Below are 18,641 nucleotides of genomic sequence, written 5' to 3'. Positions count from 1 at the left end.
ATCAGTAGGCAATGATGGGGAGGTAATTGCGGAAGCGGCCGCGCGTTTCCGAGCCGATGCGTGCGGTGCCGTTCACTCCGTCGGAAATTGCTTGGCCGATACCGTTTGCTGACGCGGTTGCCACTGCCAGCGCTGGGTTGAGGTAGTCGTTTATCGTGCTGCCAGGCGTGTAGCCCTTACCGGAATTGGTAGTGTTCTGGTGAAAGTGGCCCTGGAGGGTATCGGCGCGTTCATTGCCAATCTGCCCGCCCGTCAGAACGAGGTCCATCGCACCGGCTGAAGACGCATTGGCCGATACTCGGACGGAGGTTGCGGAAAGGATGGCCGTTACGGTAGCCCCCGCGCCGCCCAGAGCGGTAGACCAAACCGTCTGCCCGATATACATGCCTCGCGTGGTGCTCATGCCAGTCAGTACGTTGGAACCTGCTGCGTGGGTCGCCGTTACGGTGGTCTTTTCGTAGCCACGGACACCCTGATCTAGTGCGCGCTCAAACAGCCCGCGATCATCCATGATTCCGAACGTAGTCGCGCCGCCGCCATTGCCGTAACCGTGAAGGAAGAAGCGGCCTGCAGCGTTCGCGGTGGTAGCGGTCGCGTTCGCAGACAAAGTGACCTGATTTGCAGAATCAATGCTCTTGACGGTGGTCCCCGTCGGCACGGTATCGTGCTCGAAGGGCATCCCTACCCACAGGTCAGCTGTGCGAGAAAGGCCGCTGACGATGGCGCCGCCTGCATCCTGTGTAATGGTCCCGATTCGAACTGGCGCGAGGATATTGAACAGGCCGGGATAAGTGGTGCGCGGGTAGGCACTGCCATCACGCACCAGCGCCCAGGCTGGGCAATCCAAGGTCGGCCACATGAGGGGAACTCCCGTGAGGGCCGCCGCCGCCCCAATGTTCTTGCGAGCGGTGGAGGCATCGGCGACGTCTTGTAGGTTCTTACTGGCGTCCAGCGGATTAATAACGGTACCGGCTGTTTCGTTCTGCGCGATGGTGATGCGCGTTCCCTTCGGCCAGGCTTTCGCCAGCGTAAAGCGACTGATGCTGTTGACGGTGAAATCAACATCCTTGTCGAGGCGCGCGCCGCCGATGAAGGCGACCATCCCGTTGGTGGTGACCTTCGTGACATCTACCACGGTTTGGCCGGCCACCAGGGTCTGTGATTCTTCCACCGTGTTGACGTTGATCTTTACACCGGCGGTCAGGTCTACCCATTCGATATCGCCACTTGCATTCGTCTTCTTGCGCAGGACTTGCCCGACCAGGCCGCCGGGGATGACGTCGGCAGGACTGTGCGTATGCAGTTTCTGCGCTGCGTAGCTTTCAAGATAGCTGCGGGTAGCCAGTACCACGCTAGGATCAATTTTCAGCTCGACAGTGCCCGCGCTGGTCATGATGATGACCATACGCACAACCTGAGTGCGGCCGGATCCTTCGGCGAGTTGGGGCTTGTAGGTCGGCGGACAGTTGCCATAGGCGATCAGGTCGCCGTCTTCGTCATACAGACCCAGTTCACGCATCCACCAGCCACCTTCCTTCTCGGGAATGACGAGTTCAGCGATCACCTGATTGCTGTTGATGGGGTCGAGGGAGAGTTGATTCAACTGGGCTTTGTACTGCTGACCGATGAGTTTCGTGCGCGTTCGGTCAGGCGTAGGAACTACGCCCCCGCCATCTCCAACGGCCATGTGCGTGAATCGCAGCGCAATGCCCAGGGCCTTAGCGTTAGCGTCCTTGGCCTCGCCCACGGCGGTCAGGATGCAATAGAAATTCTGTGCCATTTCTTCCTCAGTTAGTGCGTGCGGTGACAGTCATCGTGTCGATGATGTGCGCGCAGGCGTAGAAGCCGCGCGTAAGGGGTATCTCAATGGGACCAGGGGAATACGGGTAGACGGTGGTTTCGTCGCCCAGGAATGCAGCGACGGCAATAGCAGCGCTACCCCTGACCTCCAGATGAAGAGACAAGCCGATGAGGTGCCGGGAAAGAGGCTTGGCGTCATCAATGAGCCGCTCCATTTCGAGAAACATTTCATCGGTGATGCCCGAATCCAGCACGCCAACTTCGAGCGCGAAGGTGCCGCGTGGGCCGCGCGGTTCGGTCTGCCACCACTCGGTGATTTTGATGATGTAGCCAAGCGACTCGACGACGCCGCGCACGGCAGCGATAGTGCCCTTGTGCTGGTGAATGTAGCGGCTGGCCTTGATGGTGCCGCGCTTGACAGACTCGGGCCAGGAATCGTCCCAGCGGTCCACCGAGAAGGACCAGGCCAGAAAGGGCAGCAGATTTACCGGGCAGCGGTCCGGGTTCCACAGGTCGCGAATAGGCACCGGCGTGTCGGCCAGGGCGGCGCAGGCACGCGCAAGTGCCCGCTCCAGGGGCGTGGTGTTCGGTGGCAAGGTCGGGACCGGGTTATACATCGTCCACCTCTTCCAGTACCTCGGCGGTGATGTTGATGCCAGTGCAGCGCGCCGCCTGCGTACGCCCGCAAAGAATATCGGTGGCTGGTGACTTCACGAAGACATTGCGCACGCCCTCGACCTTCAGCGCGGCCACGTAGGCATTGCGGTAGACGCTGTAGCCGAGCGGGCGCAGCGGCTTGGAGATAGCGGCAGCATTTGCCCGAGCGGCATTGAGGGCGATAGGCGCCTCGGGGCCTTTCTCGACATACACCACGGCTTCCAACTCGTAGTCTGTGACTTGGCCTTGCACCACCGAGACCAGATCGCCAAGCGGGCGGATGTCCTCGGCCGACAGCGCGGCATCGACGGTCTGCAGCAGATCGGCCGGCGCCTGCCAGTCATCCGAGTTCGCCAGGACCGCCACCACGACTTCACATGGGGCAGGGCTGACGGCGCGTGCATCCAGTACGCGACCATCGGCACTGCGCGCATGAAATTCATAGGCATTGCGCGGGCCAGCCGTCGAAAGCGCGTCAGGCGCTTCCTGAATGCGCAGGCGGTACGCATCGTCGCCTTCCAATACCTCAGCCACCGGTGGCGAGGCGTCCGGACCAGCCTCGATCAATACCAGGCGCTTGACGTTGGTATTGGCGCCGATCTGGTCGAGGTCTGATCCGATGGCAAACGACAACATGACTGCCTTGGCGGCATCGTTGACGCGGTTGCGCAGCAACAGCTCCTGATAGGCGTTTTCCTGGAGGAGCTTGGTCGCCGGCTCGGATTCCAGAGACAGCACATTGGCTGCAGCTTCGCGCTCATCCTCGGGTAGCAGCGCCAAGACGGCCGCCTTCCGATTGGCAAAGATGGTCTCGAAGTCCAGGGTTTCCAGCACTTGCGGTGCTGGCAGTAGAGAAAGGTCGATAGGCGAACTCATTGCGCTGCCCCTTCACGTACCTGCACGGAAAATTCGACAGCCGTCCCGTTCGTGACTCCCTGCAGGACAACAGAGACTGCGCCGCTTGCGTCACGATTTAGAGTCACCGACGACAACGAGATGCGCGGTTCCCACAGGGCCAGGCGGTAAGCCACGGCGGCATAGATGCGCAGCACAGTCACGCCATTCAGGGGCTGATCGATCAGCTCCGGGATTTCCGATCCATACGCGCGGCGGTAGATACGGGTGCCCAGCGGCGTTAAGAGGATGTCGCGCACGGACTGGCGAATGTGGTCCAGCAGCGACATACTGCTTCCGGTGGAGGCGTTCATAGCGATCATGGCAGCGGCGCTCCCGACTTCTCATCGCCGCGCATGACCTCGCCGTGCGGGTGATTGCGCAAGCTGATATCGCCCGCCTTGATGTCGCCGGTGGCCGTCACGTCACCTTCGATGACCATCGCTGCGCCGCCGTCGCCGCCCAGGACCTTGGCGCCGTTGTTCAGCGCGCTGAAGCCTTCCACAAGCAGATTTCCCTTGATGGTCACGTCACCGGTGCAGGTTGTCTGCGGCGCGTCGGCGGTCACCGCATCGGCTTTTACTAGGGCCGAGCTACCAGCCGGCAGGATCGCTGACAGCGAGTGCTTGCCGAAGTCGTAGAGCACTACGGCGCCGTCTGGGTAGTGGATGGAACGGATGTTGAGGGAGGTTTGCGGCGCTGGGGAATCGGCCGAGAACAGGCCGGCCAGCACTTTGCCTTGGGTCAGGTCGCCATTGGGCGAAAAGACGATGACCTGCTCTCCGATGGACGGCGGACACCAGTCGATGACATCACCAGCGCGCAGCGCGATCCACTGCAGCCAGGTGGTCAGCAGCGAAGGGGATAAGCGCACGCGCACCTTGTCCGCATTGATCTCGGCAATCTTGCCGGTGCGGATCAAATTGGGGATGGTGCGAACGAGTTCGGAGAGGTCGGGCGTCATGCAACCCATGTTGCCGGATCGCGCGTGGGAAGGCACGGTCCGGCGGGTTGATAACGCCCTATTTAACTATCATAGAAGAATCGAAGGGGGTAAATGACCTTCACGAATTAGAAGGTCTCCCAATCCTCTTCATGCTCCTTCTTCTTTGCTATCGGAGCTGGAAGTATCTGCGTGCTCTTTACCACCTCTTTCATCGGCTCTTGCTGCGCCATGGCACCACGAGCGATGGGAGCGGCCACTGCGCTCGGGGATGTCTGCGCGTGAGAACGATCCGACTGATCAATACGGAACACACTGACCACCTTCGATAAGCGTTGGGCCTGATCTTGCATAGACTGTGCAGCTGCGGCGGCTTCCTCTACGAGGGCCGCATTTTGTTGAGTTACCTGATCCATCTGCATGACGGCCTGATTGACCTGTTCAATGCCGTCGCTCTGCTCCCGCGTTGCATCTGAAATCTCGGTAACGATATTGGTGACCTGCTGGATGCTTGCCACCACTTCGGTCATTGTCTGCCCCGCTTCCGCAACCAATTGAGTACCCGAATTGACCTTGTCTACTGAGTTCTGAATCAGTTCTTTAATCTCCTTTGCAGCAGTAGCGGAGCGCTGCGCCAATACACGGACCTCGGATGCAACAACGGCAAAACCACGGCCTTGCTCTCCAGCTCTCGCAGCTTCCACCGCGGCATTCAGGGCAAGAATATTTGTTTGGAATGCGATGCTATCGATCACAGAAATTATATCGACGATCTTGTTTGACGACTCATTGATGGAGCTCATGGTCTGAACCACCTTGGCGACCACATCTCCGCCTTGTTGAGCTATCTGCGATGAGCGCGATGCAAGTGTGCTGGCATTCCGTGAATGCTCTGCGTTTTGCTTTACCGTCGACGTTAATTCCTCCATTGAAGAAGCGGTTTCTTCGAGTGAGCTAGCTTGCTCTTCAGTGCGGGAGGATAGATCCAGATTACCGGTAGCAATCTGACTTGAAGCCGTGACCATCGCATCTGTTCCGTGTCGGACTTCTTTAACGATGTCCTTTAGCTTCTGATTCATCATAGCCAACGCCTGGAGTAGACGGCCTGTCTCATCTTTCTGAGACTGTTTTATCTCTGCAGTGAGATCCCCCGCTGCCACTTGTTCGGCGACAGACACTGCTCGATTCAATGGGACTGTTATGCCACGGGAAATATAAAAAGCGATAAGTGCAGCCAGGGTAGCTGCTGCTAGCCCACTGAAGACCATGATGAGGCGCGTACTCTCATAATCTTGGTTCGCCTCCGCTACCGACTCATTCATTAATTCCTGCTGCGTGTCGGACAGTCGATCCAGTTCCTGAATGTATTTTCTTTGGAGTGGCTTCATTTTTGTTCTAAGCAATTCTGAAGCATTCTCACGCTGACCGAGCTCCTGTAGCCGAACAACCTCGTTCATCACCGAGGTGTATTCATTGCGCGACTGAATTACTTTGTCAAGCTGGCTCTTCGCTTTTGGTCGGATGATGAGTGAAGTGAGCTTTTGATAGAGCTCATTGTTTTCAGCAACAAGCTTATTTGCTTCTGCTATTTCGCTTGCGATCTCTTCCTGACTGGTCGATACGAATCTTGTCAAGATCGAACGCGCGATGTCGTCTGTATTGCCAGCAATGGTATTAATCATCGCTACCTTTTTGTAGCGGTCATTAACAACGTGATCTAGCGCCTGATTTATTTCAGAGAGACGGGAAAGGGCCAGCGCCACTACTCCCACGATGACCAACACAAGAAATGCAAAGGCGATCCCCAAACGCTTACCAATGTTGAGATTTTTAAAGCTCATGATTCCCCCGAAATGAAGTCAGAGGCCATTGTCCCAAGGAACAGTGGCCGATGATTTGGCGAAATCTTATGGTTTTATAGCGCTATTAAATACTCAGTTCATATAAGCCAGCAACCCTTACTCGCGAAGTGTCTTGCTTGAGCTCAAGTTCAGCGCGCGTCAAAGGCCGTCGCAATAATCTCGCGAATTCTCTCAGTATCATGAGGTGAGAACCCCAGTAGTGTTCGCTTTGGATATTTATAGTTCGGCCCGCGTGGTGCAACCCTGTCCTGCAGTCCCTCGTGATGCACACGAGCAATACGCGCCACCTTGCCGAAGAACCCGACCGATGCCTGGTTGGCATCTGCCTGGATCTGCAAGTATGTATTCGTACGCAGTTTGTTGAACATGGCCGCCTTCTGCCGCTTGATCCGACCAGACTTGCCACGCAGTTCTTTACGATTCTTGCGTACCGGATAGGGCGTCCCGTCAGGCGCAACCTGCTGGGCAATCTGCCTGGCATGCTCCCTTCGCAGATCGTTGGCGACCTGGCGCACAAGCTGGCGCCGTTGCGCTGGCTGTACCTTGGCAATCAAGGCAGCGGCCCATTCTTCCAGACGTTGCAGATCGTCGCTCATGGCACCTTCGGCACGTCCCATTCGGTCAGCAAGCTATCGCCCTGGTAGAGCTGCCAGAAGTCATCAGCGAATGGCGGGGTGATGTGGGGCTCGGCGGCGTGCACGATCTCCAGGCGGCCACCGTCCTGGCGTTTCACGATGGTGCGTTCCGTGAGCGCCAGCTTGATCGACAGATCGAGGGAGTCGGCGCTGTTCATGTCCACTTCGAAGCGGATGGCTTTTTTTGCGTTCTCTGGATTGGCGAAGGCTTCCCGCTGGTGAACCCGCATCCAGGCCAGCAGCGGTACAAAGATCAGATCGAGGTCCAGGCCGATGTCGGTCAAGATCAGGTTCAGTACATAGTCATACTCGAAGGAGAGTCCGGCCGTGCCGGTGGCGCGCGAGCCGCCCTCGTCGATGAAGATGTGCAGCTTGTCCGGATTCTGCGCCAGATCCTTAATGGCCTTGCGCAGGTAATCCCGCAGGTTCTTGGGCTTGTACATTCAGTTTCTCGCGCAAGGCGTTGTAGGCGTCGATCAGGGCATTGCTTTGTCGGATGGCGTCATCACCTTCGCTGGCGATGTCGTCAAGAAACTCTGCTGCCGCTGGCGTAAGTTCGGCTCGCGCTTCTTGGCTAGCGCTGCCGGCAGTGCTGGTATCTGTGCAACTTGCCCCGGCGGGCACTGCAGCGACGACGGGGACTGACAGCCGGATAGCGCCGCTGCGCACGCCAGCAATGTAAGTGTCTTTCTCATGGCGGGCGGCATCCCTTTCATTGGTGAGCTTGTCGGTAATGGCCTGAATAGCGTCGCGCGCGTTGCGCTCGGCCTGCAGCACCTGTTGCGTGCGTTCTGCCCTGGCGTCTGCCGCTGCCTGATTGGCCACGGCAATGCCAGCCTTTAGCTGGTCAATGTCGGCGTCCTTGCGCCATCCCTGGATTGCCCAGGCGGATGCAAAGGCCACCGCCAGCAAGCCGACGCCGAACCCGGTACGCAGCCGGGTGCGCCAGGTGTCGGTCAGCGTCATGCCAACACCCCGCCGGCATCCAGAAACGCCAAGTGCAATTCCTCACTGGTTTTCATGGTCGGCAGCACGATGGCTTCGCCGCCTTCCCGCGTAAATGCCTTTTCGAGATCCACATAGCGATGCTCGAACTGGCCATAGCCGGCGCCCGGCAAGGACGCCCAGATGTTTTTGCACTTGGCGATGGCCTCAGCCAGGCGCCCAGCGTCGATATCAGGTAACGCCCGACATTCCTTGATCTGCTGCAGGGCGATGGCGTCTTGTACCTCCGGCCCGAAGCCGATCAGGCCGAGTCGCCGGCGATAGATATCGTAGTAGCGCATCAGCAACTGGTAACCGCCGGCGGCGGTAGACCAATTCTTGATGCGCGGAATCCAGACCCGTACGCGTGGATGGTCGGCGTAGCTGGTGAACCGCGTACGTCCCACGATCTGGTCATATCCGCGGTCGCGCGTGGTCGGCGAATTGGATGTGCCTTCGGAGAAGCGCAGCATGCCAAGGAAGGCGCGGCGATTGTCGGTGGCGTTCACAGCGTTTCCTTCACGTCACGCGCCAGCTCGGCAATGTCCTTGCCCTGGCGCCGCTGGAACCACAGCGCGACGGCCCGCGTAATCCACCAGGCCGGTGCGCCCACCATCAAATCGACCGGCTTCGGCCCCAGCACGGCGGCGATTGTTGGCACGTGCTGCAGCAGCACCGAAAACGCCAGGTCGCCAAACATGATGGAGAAGGCGCCCGCGCAGGCCAGGCGCACGACGAATTCCTTTTCGTTGAACGAGCCATCGGCATTACGCGGCGGAAGGACGATATACAGCAGCGCGGCGCCCACCATGCCGAGTACGGCCTTGATGCCGTAGATTTTCAGGATGGCAGCGATGCCACCGGCGGATTCTGCTGCCATAACTTGGTTTCCCCTTGTCAGTGATTTGGTATTCATGTTGTCAATCCCACAGGCTGATGCTGTCTTGTGCGGTGCTCGGTGCTTCTACCGCTGCAGGCAGCGTCACCATCGTTCCCCCCGGGAGAACGGCTCCTAATGCGGCCAAAGCAGGATTGAGCGCTAGCGCCTGCTCCACATAGCCGCTACTGGCGCCCAGGTAGCGAAACACCAGGGCATCGAGGGTGTCGCCTTGCTGGCTGCGCACCTGCATCAGATCAGTTCCACGGTCGCATGCGTGCGGCCGAGAATGTCATTGATGGCCCAATGGCCGTTACGGCGCTGCACGTCCGGCGCCGTGTCCATCCATTCCATGTTTTTCTTGTCGGTCAGCGCGCTCGCGGTGGTGTCATAGTCCCGATAGCTCTCGAAGATGTCTGCCTTGGCAAAGCTGTAGACGGCACGGCGATAGTGCGCGACGTATTGGCTTTCGCCGTCCACCTTGAGCGCGGGTACCTCTTCCAGCTTCTGAATACCGCCGGCCAGGTGGCCCGCCTGCCAATCCCGCAGCAGCCGATTGGTGGTCAGGATTGCGTCTACCAGGGCCGGACGCAGGCGCGCGTCAGTCACGGTCGAATCCAGCCGCATGGCGTCCCGCATGGCCGGCATGCTGATGTCGGGGAAAAAACCGTCATTGGTGATGGCCTTCACATCGGCCGGCATGGTCGGCCCCGCCGTCACCGGCACCTCGTCGATATAGCTCATGGTTTTGAAATTAGTGGGGGGCGGTGGCCGAGACATCCGACGAACAAAGTTCCTTCCGTCTCGGGCCGCCCCTGCGCCGTGGGGTGCTCTTTACTTGGCCGGTTCGGCGAACTTCTTCAGTCGCCGTTCCAGCCGCTCGATTTCCTTCTTGACGCCGGCCGCCTGGTGCAGCTCGCTCGCACGGGTGAGGTGCTGCAGCGAAGCCGTGGCGCGGTCAGCCGTGGCCGCCGTGATGTTCTCGGCATCCACCTGATTGACCAGCTCCAGCAGAGCCAGGCCCAGCGCCTTATGCACCTTGGCACGCGCTTGGTCGGGCGTATCGGCATTGCCGGTCATGGCCAGTACCTGTTGCAGGATCTCGGCCGCGCGGGCCGGGTCGTCCTTCAGCTTGCCGCCCAGGCTGGCGCCCGCGAAATCGTCCTGCAGTAGCGTGGGCAAGGTCCGGTTGTAGCGGTCCGGCAAAGTGAACTGGTGTTCCAGCGCATAGGCCGAGAGCTGCAGGGCGCGTTCGTAGTCGCCGACATCGATGTGCCATACCAGCACGTTGACCAGCACTTCGTCGTGGGCGCCACGGCCGCCAGACAGCACACCATCAATCCAGTCCCGATAGGCTGGCAGCAGGGTGGCCTTCATCTCGATCTTGCGTTCGATGGATTGGATATTGGACAGCGTGCGGCGGTCTTCATGTAACTTCATGAGCATCAGCTCATAGGCGCTGCCGGTGGTCACGCCGCCCGGCTCGCCGGCGGATGCCGCCAGCTTGCCGAGCATGCGCTCCCGGTGGCGCGCAGCGGGAGACAGGCGCGACATCAGGCACCGCCCGCTGCCGCATCCTGCAGCACCACGTTTTCCACCAGGGCGGCCAGGCCCTCGTCCTCGATCACATAGGCGTCGTTGGACGATTCATAGTTCTCGATGCGGTCGGCCTTGGGCTCATCGACCACGCGACGGCGGCGGCCGCCGTTCTGGAAGTAGATCGACAGGTTATCCAGGCGGGTAATCAGCATGGCATTGGCCGGGAAGGACGGCACGCGCACCGCCGGCAAGCCGCCGATACGTTTCTGGCTGATGATGATGTCAGCGGCCAGAGTCTCGGTCGGCGCCTTGTCCTTGTTGATCAGCGGGAAATACTTGTCGTGCAGCAGTTCACGGCCGACGATGACAACCAGGCCGGTATCGTCCTGATACCACGGGTCCAGATTGGTCACCGCGTCATACACGGCAGCATCGAGGTTCGCATAGTCCGCACCGGCACCACTGCCGATGACCACCTTGCCCGGCAGATCCTGGCCGACCAGGCCCATAACGCGCTGCGGCGAGTTCTCGCGGATCTGTTGCAGCCAGCCCTTGTTCACGTCCTGCAGTAGCGGATACTGCGTCAGGTTGGTATCGGCCGCGACCTTCACGCCGTTGAAACCGATCATGATGCGGTCCAGCGCCTGGCGCTTCAGGATCGCATTGGCCACGCGGGTCTGGAAGTCCTGGAACTTGGCCCAGGCATCCAGCTTGGCATAGGTGATATGGGTGTCGAAATTGGTCTTCTCGCAGCGATAGCGGGTGTTCGTCATGGCCGACGCGTCGCGTGTGCTGCGGCGCTTGTCGCCACGCGTATCGGTGCGGCTGGCGATGGGGCCGGACACGCCCAAGCCGATTTTCTCGCCTTCCAGCTCATCGACGCCGATGATGTTGATGCTGCCCAGGAATTCGGAAGATTCCTGCATCTTGTCTTCGAGCTTCTGCTGCACGCTCGGGTCCACCGAGAAGGTAGAGTGGACGGCGCCGCCGGCGACATCGTTGAGCGTCGCCAGGCGCGAAGTGTAGGCGTTGTAGGCGGCGCGGGTCTGATTCTTCATGTGTTCTGCTCCAGTGAAATACGGAAATAGGTTGCTTCGTCGGCAGACGGCTTAGAACTCGGTCTGCACGGTGCCGCTGTTGCTGCCACCGGTGGCCGGCGGGCGCTGCAGGTTGCTCTTGTCGGTCAGGTTGATGGTCTGGCGGAATTGCTCGGCAGCGGTCGATTCGTCGCCCACGCGCTTTTCCAGCTTCTCCAGGCGTGCAACGGCTTCAGCCACATCCTTGCCCGCCTGTGCTGCGGATTGCGCGAACTCGCCGACCTTCTCGGCCACGGCGGTCATGGCGGCAACCACGTCAGCGTGCTGCGCATCGGCCTTCTTCTCACCACCACCGATGCGGCTGAACAGTTGCTTGATGGTCTCGGCCACGCTCGGGCCGTCTTCCTCGAATTCGAGCTTGGCCTCAATGGCTTCGGAGAACAGGTTCTCCGGCTTCAGCTTGCGGGGAGTGAAAGGCGAGACCTTCGGATTGGTGGCCGAGAACTGCAGAATCTCGGTGCCCAGGCTGGCGGGGCTGTCGGTGACGGCCAGGCCGACCAGATAGGAGCTGCCGGTATCTGCGAACTTGTCGGCCAGCTCGATGCTAGTGAAAATCTTTTGACGGTCCTTGTTCATGGCGATCAGCGCAGGCGTCGGCTCGATCTGTGCGAACAGGGCCAGGCGTTTACCGTTCTCGGTGTTGACCTCTTCGGCCTTCAGTGCCAGCACATCACCGTAAGCCTTGAACGGACCATCGGGCAGCAGACTGCGCAGGTGTTCGACCCACACGCGAGCGCCGTAGGTTTTGACGTTGTAGCTGTCGGCCATTTGTTGGATTTGCTCGCGGCTGATGCTACGGCCGTCGGTGGTCGCGCCTTCGGTCGCGACGCGGAAGAATTTGCTCTTGGTTGCCATGAGTTTTCGCGCTCGTTATCGGTTGATCGGATAACGTCATCTTCTGCCGATGGGCGAAATGCTTCAATGAACTGAGGGTTGTTATCGGGGATAGCGACTCCGCAAAGTCCCCGCTACGCGCGCGCGCCGCCTACGCTTGCGGCATGTTTGAAATTCCAGAAGACATCAAGGACAACATCGACCAGGCGACCGAGCCTCGGCACGTTGCGCGCCGGCTCTACTTCGAGGGCTGGCGCATCTCGTCGATTGCCCGTCACCTGAAGATCAAGCGTTCTACCGTCAATAGCTGGAAGCACCGCGATGAATGGGAAAAGGTCTCGCGCCTTGAGCGCGTAGAGATTGCCCTTGAAGCGCGCATAGTGCAACTGATCGCCAAGGAAGTAAAGGGCAATGGCGAGTACAAGGAACTCGATGCACTGATGCGCCAGCTTGTGCAGGCCGCGCGCGTGCGTCGCTATGAACAGCCGGGCGGAAACGAAACCGATCTCAATCCCAAGATCGCCAATCGCAATGCTGGTTCGAAGAAAAAGCCGGTGCGCAACGAGTTCAGCGAAGAGGCGCAGCAGCGCATTATCGAGGCATTCAATGATTCGCTCTTCGACTATCAAAAGGTCTGGTACCGAAACGGCAGCGAGCGTACGCGCATCATCCTGAAATCGCGCCAGATCGGCGCAACGTGGTACTTCGCGCGCGAGGCGCTGATTGATGCGATCCAGACCGGGCGCAATCAGATTTTTCTGTCGGCCTCGAAATCGCAGGCGCACGTCTTCAAGCAGTACATCATCCAGTTTGCAAAGGATGCGTGTGGAGTGGAACTGTCTGGCGATCCTATCGTACTGCCCAATGGTGCGCACCTGTATTTCCTTGGCACGAACGCGAGAACAGCCCAGGGCTACCACGGCAATTTCTATTTCGATGAGTTCTTCTGGACGCACAATTTCACTGAGCTGAACAAGGTCGCGTCCGGCATGGCCCTGCACAAGAAGTGGAGAAAGACCTATTTCTCCACGCCTTCGGCCACGACGCACCAGGCTTACCCCTTCTGGACTGGCGAGGCGTTCAACAAGCGTCGGGCCAAGGGAGAGAAGGTCAACATCGATGTCAGCCACAAGCGGCTGTCATCGGGCTTCACCGGCGAGGACAAAATCTGGCGCCAGATCGTCACGATCATGGACGCGGCGGCCGGTGGCTGTGATCTGTTCGATATCGACGAACTGCGCGACTTCGAATATTCGCCGGATCAGTTCGACAACCTCTTGATGTGTAACTTCATCGACGATGCCGCATCGGTATTCCCCCTGGCCGACCTGCAGCGCGGCATGGTCGATTCGTGGGTGGATTGGGACGACTACAAGCCATTCACGGCACGCCCCTTTGGCCACCGTCCTGTGTGGATCGGCTATGACCCATCACTGACCGGCGACAGTGCCGGCTGTTCGGTGATTGCCCCGCCGCTGGTCCCTGGCGGCAATTTCCGCATCCTTGAGCGGCACCAGTGGCGTGGCAAGGACTTCGCCGAGCAAGCCGCACTCATCAAGGAAATGTGCGGCCGCTACAACGTGCAGTACATCGGCATCGACACCACCGGCATGGGCGTGGGGGTCTATCCGCTGGTGAAACAGTTCTTCCCCGGCACCACCGCCATCAGCTATTCGCCCGAAGTCAAAACGCGGATGGTGCTCAAGGCCCAAAACATCATCCGCAGTGGCCGCCTGCAATTCGATGCCGGCTGGACGGACATCGCACAGTCCTTCATGGCCATTCGCAAGATCCTCACGCCCAGCGGCCGTGCCGTCACCTATGACGCCGGCCGCTCGGAAGAAACCGGCCACGCTGACTTGGCCTGGTCCGTCATGCACGCCCTCGACTATGAGCCCTTCGAAGGCACCACCGCTAACAACACCTCTTCCATGGAGTTCTTCTGATGAAACACAGAGCACGCCGCCGCGCGGCTGCATCCGACAACACGTTACCGGCCAAGGTCGAGGCGCCGCGGCCAGCGGTTGAGGCATTTTCTTTTGGCGATCCTTCGCCCGTGCTGGAGGGCCGCGACATGCTGGCCGATGTCGAGTGCTACCGCAATGGCGATTGGTACGAGCCACCCTTGAGCATGGTCGGCCTGGCCAAGTCCTTGAATGCCAGCGTCCATCACGCTAGTGCGATCTGGTGCAAGGTCAATATTCTGGCCTCGACTTTCCAGCCGTCCGCCGTCTTGTCGCGCGGCGACTTCACTCGCCTGGCGCTGGACTTCCTGCTGTTCGGTAACTGCTACGCCGAGCGGCGCGAGAGCATGACGGGCAAGCTCTTGAGCCTCAAGCCGGCATTGGCCAAATACACGCGCGTGGGCGTGGAGTCAGGGCGATATTTCTTCGTCAATGGCTGGCGGGACACCTACGAATTCGAGCAGAACGGCATCTGGCACCTGCAGGCCCCCGACATCAACCAAGAGGTGTATGGCGTGCCGCAGTACGTGAGTGCGCTGCAATCGGCCTGGCTCAATGAGTCGGCCACGCTTTTCCGTCGCCGCTACTACCTCAACGGCTCGCATGCCGGCTTCATCCTCTACATGACCGACACGGCCAGCAACGTCAACGACGTGGACAAGCTGCGCGAGGCGATGCGCAACAGCAAAGGGCCGGGCAACTTCCGCAACCTGTTTGTGTATGCGCCAGGCGGAAAGAAAGATGGCCTGCAGATCCTGCCGGTCTCCGAGATCGCGGCCAAGGACGAATTTTTCAACATCAAGAACTGCACGCGCGATGACGTGCTGGCTGCACATCGCGTACCGCCGCAATTACTCGGGACTATGCCCAACAACACAGGCGGATTCGGCGATGTGACGAAAGCCGCCGCCGTCTTCGGCTGCAACGAGATTGAGCCGCTGCAGGCGCAATTTCTATCCTTGAACGAGTGGGCCGGCCAAGAGGTAGTCCGCTTCTGTCCCTATCAACTTCCTACCAATGAGGGAAAATAACTATGAGCGATTACGCAGATAATGCAGACCATAAGATTTACCAAGCTATTGAGGCCGGCTTGGCTGCCGCACGGCGCGCGCCAGTGCTACAGCCGGATTGCCGATGTCACTTTTGCGAGGAGAAGGTAGCGACTGAGCTATTTTTTTGCAACCACGACTGTCGTGACGACTTTGAACGGCAGGAAAGAACACGGAAGATTCTGGGAAATAGGAATTGAGATGATGGTTGCCTAAGACTAAGGAAATTCCCGATACCCTCCGAACTGCTGTGCTTGCATTATGCAGAATCATAGGCTGAGCCTTGGAGGGGGCGCTCGTACGTTGAGCCAACCCGTTCTTTCCACGCCTAGCCAGCACCTCTATTTTCTTGGCTTGGAACGGATTTGAACAGTACGAAGATTTTCGAAAGATGTACCAAAGGAGGACTCGTAGCGTCAGCATTGCCTGTGATTTTTTGCGCTTTTGTCTTGGGTCCTACTGCGACATCGTTGAGCTTCGCCGCAAATGTCACTGAGCTCTCATCTCATTTTAAGAGTTATCTTCCGCTACGCCTATTTGTGGTGAGTGCAGCCTATCCCATGTTCTTTGTCCTGCAGTGCTATATGACCAAGATTTGCATGGTGAATGACAAGAAAGCGCGTGCAGTGTTGATAGGTTGGTCAGGGTTGATCATCTTCATATTCAGCCTCTTCTGCATAGGATTTTATGAGTACATGTAGTGCTCTTGAATTCTGCTTCTATGAGAGGTCAGACACCGGATCTGTGAACTTACTTCTGTACGCTTGCAAAAAAATAGAGCCATGTTTCGCTAATCTGCGGCGGATGACCTCTGCTCACTTTGGTGAGAAACGGAAAGAATAAAATGGGGAAGATATGAGCGACATTTTGCTGAAGGCGATAGTAGAGCGATATACGCTCGCATTGCGTGATTTTGAAAAGACAGGGGCACGGGAAAAGGTATCTGGTGATTTAATGCGCTCACAGGTGAGAAAGTGCTTAACCGAAATGTATATGGTTGGTGCTACACCAGATGATATCCGCGCAGCCTTTGGCGATCTTGAGAAATGCAGCCTTCAAGACAATGCTTCAGTTGATCCTAACTTCTTCCGGGTCCTCACTGCAATGAAATTGCATGTGGAATTTTTGCTCTTCTTGGAGGAACACCGCAAGCTGGATACTTCTTCCTCGAGAAAAAGAAACGACGACTTTGGGTTTCATTAGTCTGCACTCCACTCAATATGATCCGCGACAATGAGTTTTTCTCGAAGAAGGGTCTTGCTGGGGTGTATCTGGAGCCGCGTACGCGGCTCTTTTTTTGCCCGCCCCGCGCGGGCTATTTTCATTTTGAGGCTCGATACCAGAACCACTACCAGCGCAGCGACCGGGTACGCCGTCGCTGTGGGCACATGGTGCACAAGTGGTGCACTGTTGCGCTCACTTTTACGAAGGGCAACAGAATTTGTTCCCAGTGTGCGGGGAAAATCGCTCTGATGGCTCCGCTTACGTTCAAAGGCTGCTCGTGGGGGAGGAGGGAAATTGCAGTAGTTGCAAATATGTATTTATTTTGTCGTTTTCAACCCGGCGCGCGCGGTTGCCCCCACCCCGCGCCTGCCCGCTATATAGGTCTGTTTTGACTCAAATTTGCAATCGCCGCTGAGCACTACCAACACAGGTGTTACGGACTAAGCGGGGGATTGCCACGCTGACGCAAATTGACGCATCCATCCAGCATCCATCCAGCATCCGTACCGCGCTAATCGGAAACTGTCAATCAGGAAAATAGAAGTCGTTTTAGCGCGAAATATGGCTGACTCATCCCGGCTTTTACTTGAAAGCGCATGAAAACCAAATAAAATGATTTCAATGATTAAATATTGATTATATTAATTTAATCATTATTTATTAAATACCAAAGGGGTGGCCATGAAGGCGTTCGCAAATATGAAAATCGGAGCAAAACTGGGGGCCGGTTTCGGCGCTTTGCTGGTTCTAATGATGGCCCTCTCGGGCATCGCATGGATGAGCTTGAATTCGGTCACAAATGCAATGGAGCACGGTAATGATCTCCAAGTGGACAAACTGGGACCTATTTATGTGATGCGCGAGGCGCTCGGACAGACGGGCCTTGCAGCTCGTAATGCGTACATCTTCAAATCCGACGGCGACGCGCAAAAAGAACTCAATATCGTCGATGAACAAAAGAACGTTTATCTGGCGGCTCTCAAGAAGCTTCAGCCAGCTTTAGGAACTACAAAAGAATTCGGCGCCGTCAGCGCGGGGCTGCTTAAAATGGCCGACGAACTTCGTCGACCACGGGCATATCGTGAAGCGGGAAAAATGCAGGAATATGGCGACTTTCTGGTTCACGAATGCAGTCCGCTGCGTCGGCAAATTGTCGCGGATATCGACCTGCTCCTAGCATCAGTGAAACAAGAAGCTGATCTGGCAAGAATGGACGCCAGCAAAACGGCAGACACGTCGCGTTTGGTAATTATGTCCTTAGCCGCTATAGCACTCGTTGCAAGCACCATTATCGCCTTACTCATCACTCGAGGGCTCCTCAACCAGTTGGGTGGCGAACCGAGCTATGCCGCGGAGATCGCATCAAAAATTGCTGGCGGAGATCTTTCCATCCAAGTAGAGACAAAGCAGGGGGATAGCACAAGCTTGTTGTTCGCTATCCGGACAATGAGAGAAAGCTTAGCTTCTATCGTTACGCGAGTACGCTCCGGCACTAACAACATTGAAACGGCTGCAACCGAGATAGCGGCAGGAAATCTTGACCTTTCGAACCGCACAGAAGAGCAGGCCGGATCTTTGGAGGAAACGGCATCGGCGATGGAGGAGTTGACGTCAACCGTGAAGCAAAATGCGGAGAATGCGCGTCAAGCTAGCGAGCTTGCAGTATCGGCCTCAGGTGTTGCAGGCCAAGGTGGGGCAGTAGTGAACCAGGTGATAGAGACGATGAGTCAAATAAATGACTCGTCTAAGAAGATTGTTGACATTATCAGCGTCATCGACGGCATCGCTTTTCAAACCAACATTTTGGCACTCAATGCAGCAGTGGAAGCTGCACGAGCTGGCGAACAGGGACGTGGGTTCGCAGTAGTAGCCACAGAGGTGCGCAGTTTAGCTCAACGTAGCGCAGCTGCAGCAAAGGAAATTAAGGTTCTGATCAGTGATTCCGTTGAGAAGGTAGAGACTGGCAGCCAGTTAGTCGCTCAAGCAGGGCATACGATCGGCGATGTAGTGGAGAGTGTCAAACGGGTCAGCGCCGTGGTAACTGAAATCTCCGCCGCAAGCCGTGAGCAAAGTGAAGGTATCACTCAGGTGAACCTTGCCATCACTCAGATGGATAATGTCACTCAGCAAAATGCTGCATTAGTGGAACAGGCCGCCGCAGCTGCAAAATCTCTTCAAGGAGAATCAGCGGAACTGTCGAAAATAGTTGCAACGTTCAAAGTCTAATCGTCACAGCGTACCGTGAGACAGTTTTCTGAAGCGCTTCGCAGTTGACTAATAGA

Annotated in this window: 20 protein-coding genes; 4 read left to right on the top strand and 16 right to left on the bottom strand. The window is 57.7% G+C overall.

Annotation, left to right across the window (positions count from 1 at the left end):
• Nucleotide 1: 1 nt before the first annotated feature.
• From GWL_RS16800 to GWL_RS16725, 16 genes are all read right to left on the bottom strand, one after another.
• Entirely contained in the window at nt 2–1,780 is a 1,779-nt protein-coding gene (locus GWL_RS16800; protein WP_008332372.1) for a phage tail protein, read from the bottom strand.
• 7 nt (nt 1,781–1,787) lie between these two features.
• Nucleotides 1,788–2,417, bottom strand: a complete 630-nt coding sequence (locus GWL_RS16795) for a phage tail protein I (RefSeq protein WP_008332370.1) — start codon at nt 2,415–2,417, stop codon at nt 1,788–1,790.
• Nucleotides 2,410–3,333, bottom strand: coding sequence for a baseplate J/gp47 family protein (locus tag GWL_RS16790; RefSeq protein WP_008332369.1), 924 nt, complete (start codon nt 3,331–3,333; stop codon nt 2,410–2,412). Before GWL_RS16790 ends, GWL_RS16795 begins: the two co-directional genes overlap by 8 nt.
• Complete coding sequence (locus GWL_RS16785; RefSeq protein ID WP_034351076.1) at nt 3,330–3,674, bottom strand: GPW/gp25 family protein; 345 nt, start codon at nt 3,672–3,674, stop codon at nt 3,330–3,332. Before GWL_RS16785 ends, GWL_RS16790 begins: the two co-directional genes overlap by 4 nt.
• Nucleotides 3,671–4,315, bottom strand: a complete 645-nt coding sequence (locus GWL_RS16780) for a phage baseplate assembly protein V (RefSeq protein ID WP_008332367.1) — start codon at nt 4,313–4,315, stop codon at nt 3,671–3,673. The genes GWL_RS16785 and GWL_RS16780 overlap by 4 nt, the downstream gene beginning before the upstream one ends.
• A 107-nt stretch (nt 4,316–4,422) precedes the next feature.
• On the bottom strand, nt 4,423–6,135 hold the full coding sequence (locus GWL_RS16775; RefSeq protein ID WP_008332366.1) for a methyl-accepting chemotaxis protein: 1,713 nt from the start codon (nt 6,133–6,135) through the stop codon (nt 4,423–4,425).
• Nucleotides 6,136–6,284: 149 nt separating this feature from the next.
• Nucleotides 6,285–6,752, bottom strand: a complete 468-nt coding sequence (locus tag GWL_RS16770) for a phage virion morphogenesis protein (RefSeq protein WP_034351074.1) — start codon at nt 6,750–6,752, stop codon at nt 6,285–6,287.
• The gene (locus GWL_RS16765) at nt 6,749–7,234 is read right to left on the bottom strand and encodes a phage tail protein (protein ID WP_008332343.1); all 486 of its coding nucleotides are present in this window, start codon (nt 7,232–7,234) and stop codon (nt 6,749–6,751) included. The genes GWL_RS16770 and GWL_RS16765 overlap by 4 nt, the downstream gene beginning before the upstream one ends.
• Complete coding sequence (locus GWL_RS16760) at nt 7,188–7,757, bottom strand: lysis system i-spanin subunit Rz (RefSeq protein WP_008332340.1); 570 nt, start codon at nt 7,755–7,757, stop codon at nt 7,188–7,190. The genes GWL_RS16765 and GWL_RS16760 overlap by 47 nt, the downstream gene beginning before the upstream one ends.
• The gene (locus GWL_RS16755; protein WP_008332338.1) at nt 7,754–8,284 is read right to left on the bottom strand and encodes a glycoside hydrolase family 104 protein; all 531 of its coding nucleotides are present in this window, start codon (nt 8,282–8,284) and stop codon (nt 7,754–7,756) included. Before GWL_RS16755 ends, GWL_RS16760 begins: the two co-directional genes overlap by 4 nt.
• A complete protein-coding gene (locus GWL_RS16750) occupies nt 8,281–8,691 on the bottom strand; it encodes a hypothetical protein (protein ID WP_237713587.1) in 411 nt (136 codons plus the stop codon). Before GWL_RS16750 ends, GWL_RS16755 begins: the two co-directional genes overlap by 4 nt.
• A gap of 4 nt (nt 8,692–8,695) precedes the next feature.
• Complete coding sequence (locus GWL_RS16745) at nt 8,696–8,905, bottom strand: tail protein X (protein ID WP_008332334.1); 210 nt, start codon at nt 8,903–8,905, stop codon at nt 8,696–8,698.
• A complete protein-coding gene (locus tag GWL_RS16740; RefSeq protein WP_008332332.1) occupies nt 8,905–9,396 on the bottom strand; it encodes a head completion/stabilization protein in 492 nt (163 codons plus the stop codon). Before GWL_RS16740 ends, GWL_RS16745 begins: the two co-directional genes overlap by 1 nt.
• 90 nt (nt 9,397–9,486) lie before the next feature.
• Complete coding sequence (gene gpM, locus GWL_RS16735; RefSeq protein WP_008332329.1) at nt 9,487–10,206, bottom strand: phage terminase small subunit; 720 nt, start codon at nt 10,204–10,206, stop codon at nt 9,487–9,489.
• Nucleotides 10,206–11,249, bottom strand: coding sequence for a phage major capsid protein, P2 family (locus GWL_RS16730; RefSeq protein WP_008332327.1), 1,044 nt, complete (start codon nt 11,247–11,249; stop codon nt 10,206–10,208). Before GWL_RS16730 ends, gpM begins: the two co-directional genes overlap by 1 nt.
• A 51-nt stretch (nt 11,250–11,300) precedes the next feature.
• Nucleotides 11,301–12,143, bottom strand: coding sequence for a GPO family capsid scaffolding protein (locus tag GWL_RS16725; protein WP_008332325.1), 843 nt, complete (start codon nt 12,141–12,143; stop codon nt 11,301–11,303).
• A 143-nt stretch (nt 12,144–12,286) separates the two neighbouring features.
• Here GWL_RS16725 and GWL_RS16720 point away from each other — a divergent pair, with 143 nt between their 5' ends.
• The 4 genes from GWL_RS16720 to GWL_RS16700 all read left to right on the top strand — a co-directional run bounded on the left by GWL_RS16720 (nt 12,287) and on the right by GWL_RS16700 (nt 18,585).
• Nucleotides 12,287–14,068: a terminase ATPase subunit family protein gene (locus GWL_RS16720; protein ID WP_008332323.1), complete on the top strand. Its 1,782-nt coding sequence runs from the start codon at nt 12,287–12,289 to the stop codon at nt 14,066–14,068.
• Nucleotides 14,068–15,117 carry a phage portal protein gene (locus tag GWL_RS16715; RefSeq protein ID WP_008332321.1) on the top strand — a complete coding sequence of 350 codons (1,050 nt, stop codon included), beginning with the start codon at nt 14,068–14,070 and terminating at the stop codon, nt 15,115–15,117. Before GWL_RS16720 ends, GWL_RS16715 begins: the two co-directional genes overlap by 1 nt.
• Nucleotides 15,118–15,990: 873 nt before the next feature.
• The gene (locus GWL_RS16705; protein ID WP_034351069.1) at nt 15,991–16,338 is read left to right on the top strand and encodes a hypothetical protein; all 348 of its coding nucleotides are present in this window, start codon (nt 15,991–15,993) and stop codon (nt 16,336–16,338) included.
• Nucleotides 16,339–17,040: 702 nt separating this feature from the next.
• Nucleotides 17,041–18,585: a methyl-accepting chemotaxis protein gene (locus tag GWL_RS16700; protein WP_034351066.1), complete on the top strand. Its 1,545-nt coding sequence runs from the start codon at nt 17,041–17,043 to the stop codon at nt 18,583–18,585.
• Nucleotides 18,586–18,641: the final 56 nt, after the last annotated feature.

The sequence above is a fragment of the Herbaspirillum sp. GW103 genome, from assembly GCF_000261365.1.
GTDB lineage: Bacteria > Pseudomonadota > Gammaproteobacteria > Burkholderiales > Burkholderiaceae_D > Herbaspirillum.
Note: the sequence above shows the minus strand (reverse complement) of the source record. Positions and strands in the feature narration are given on the sequence as shown.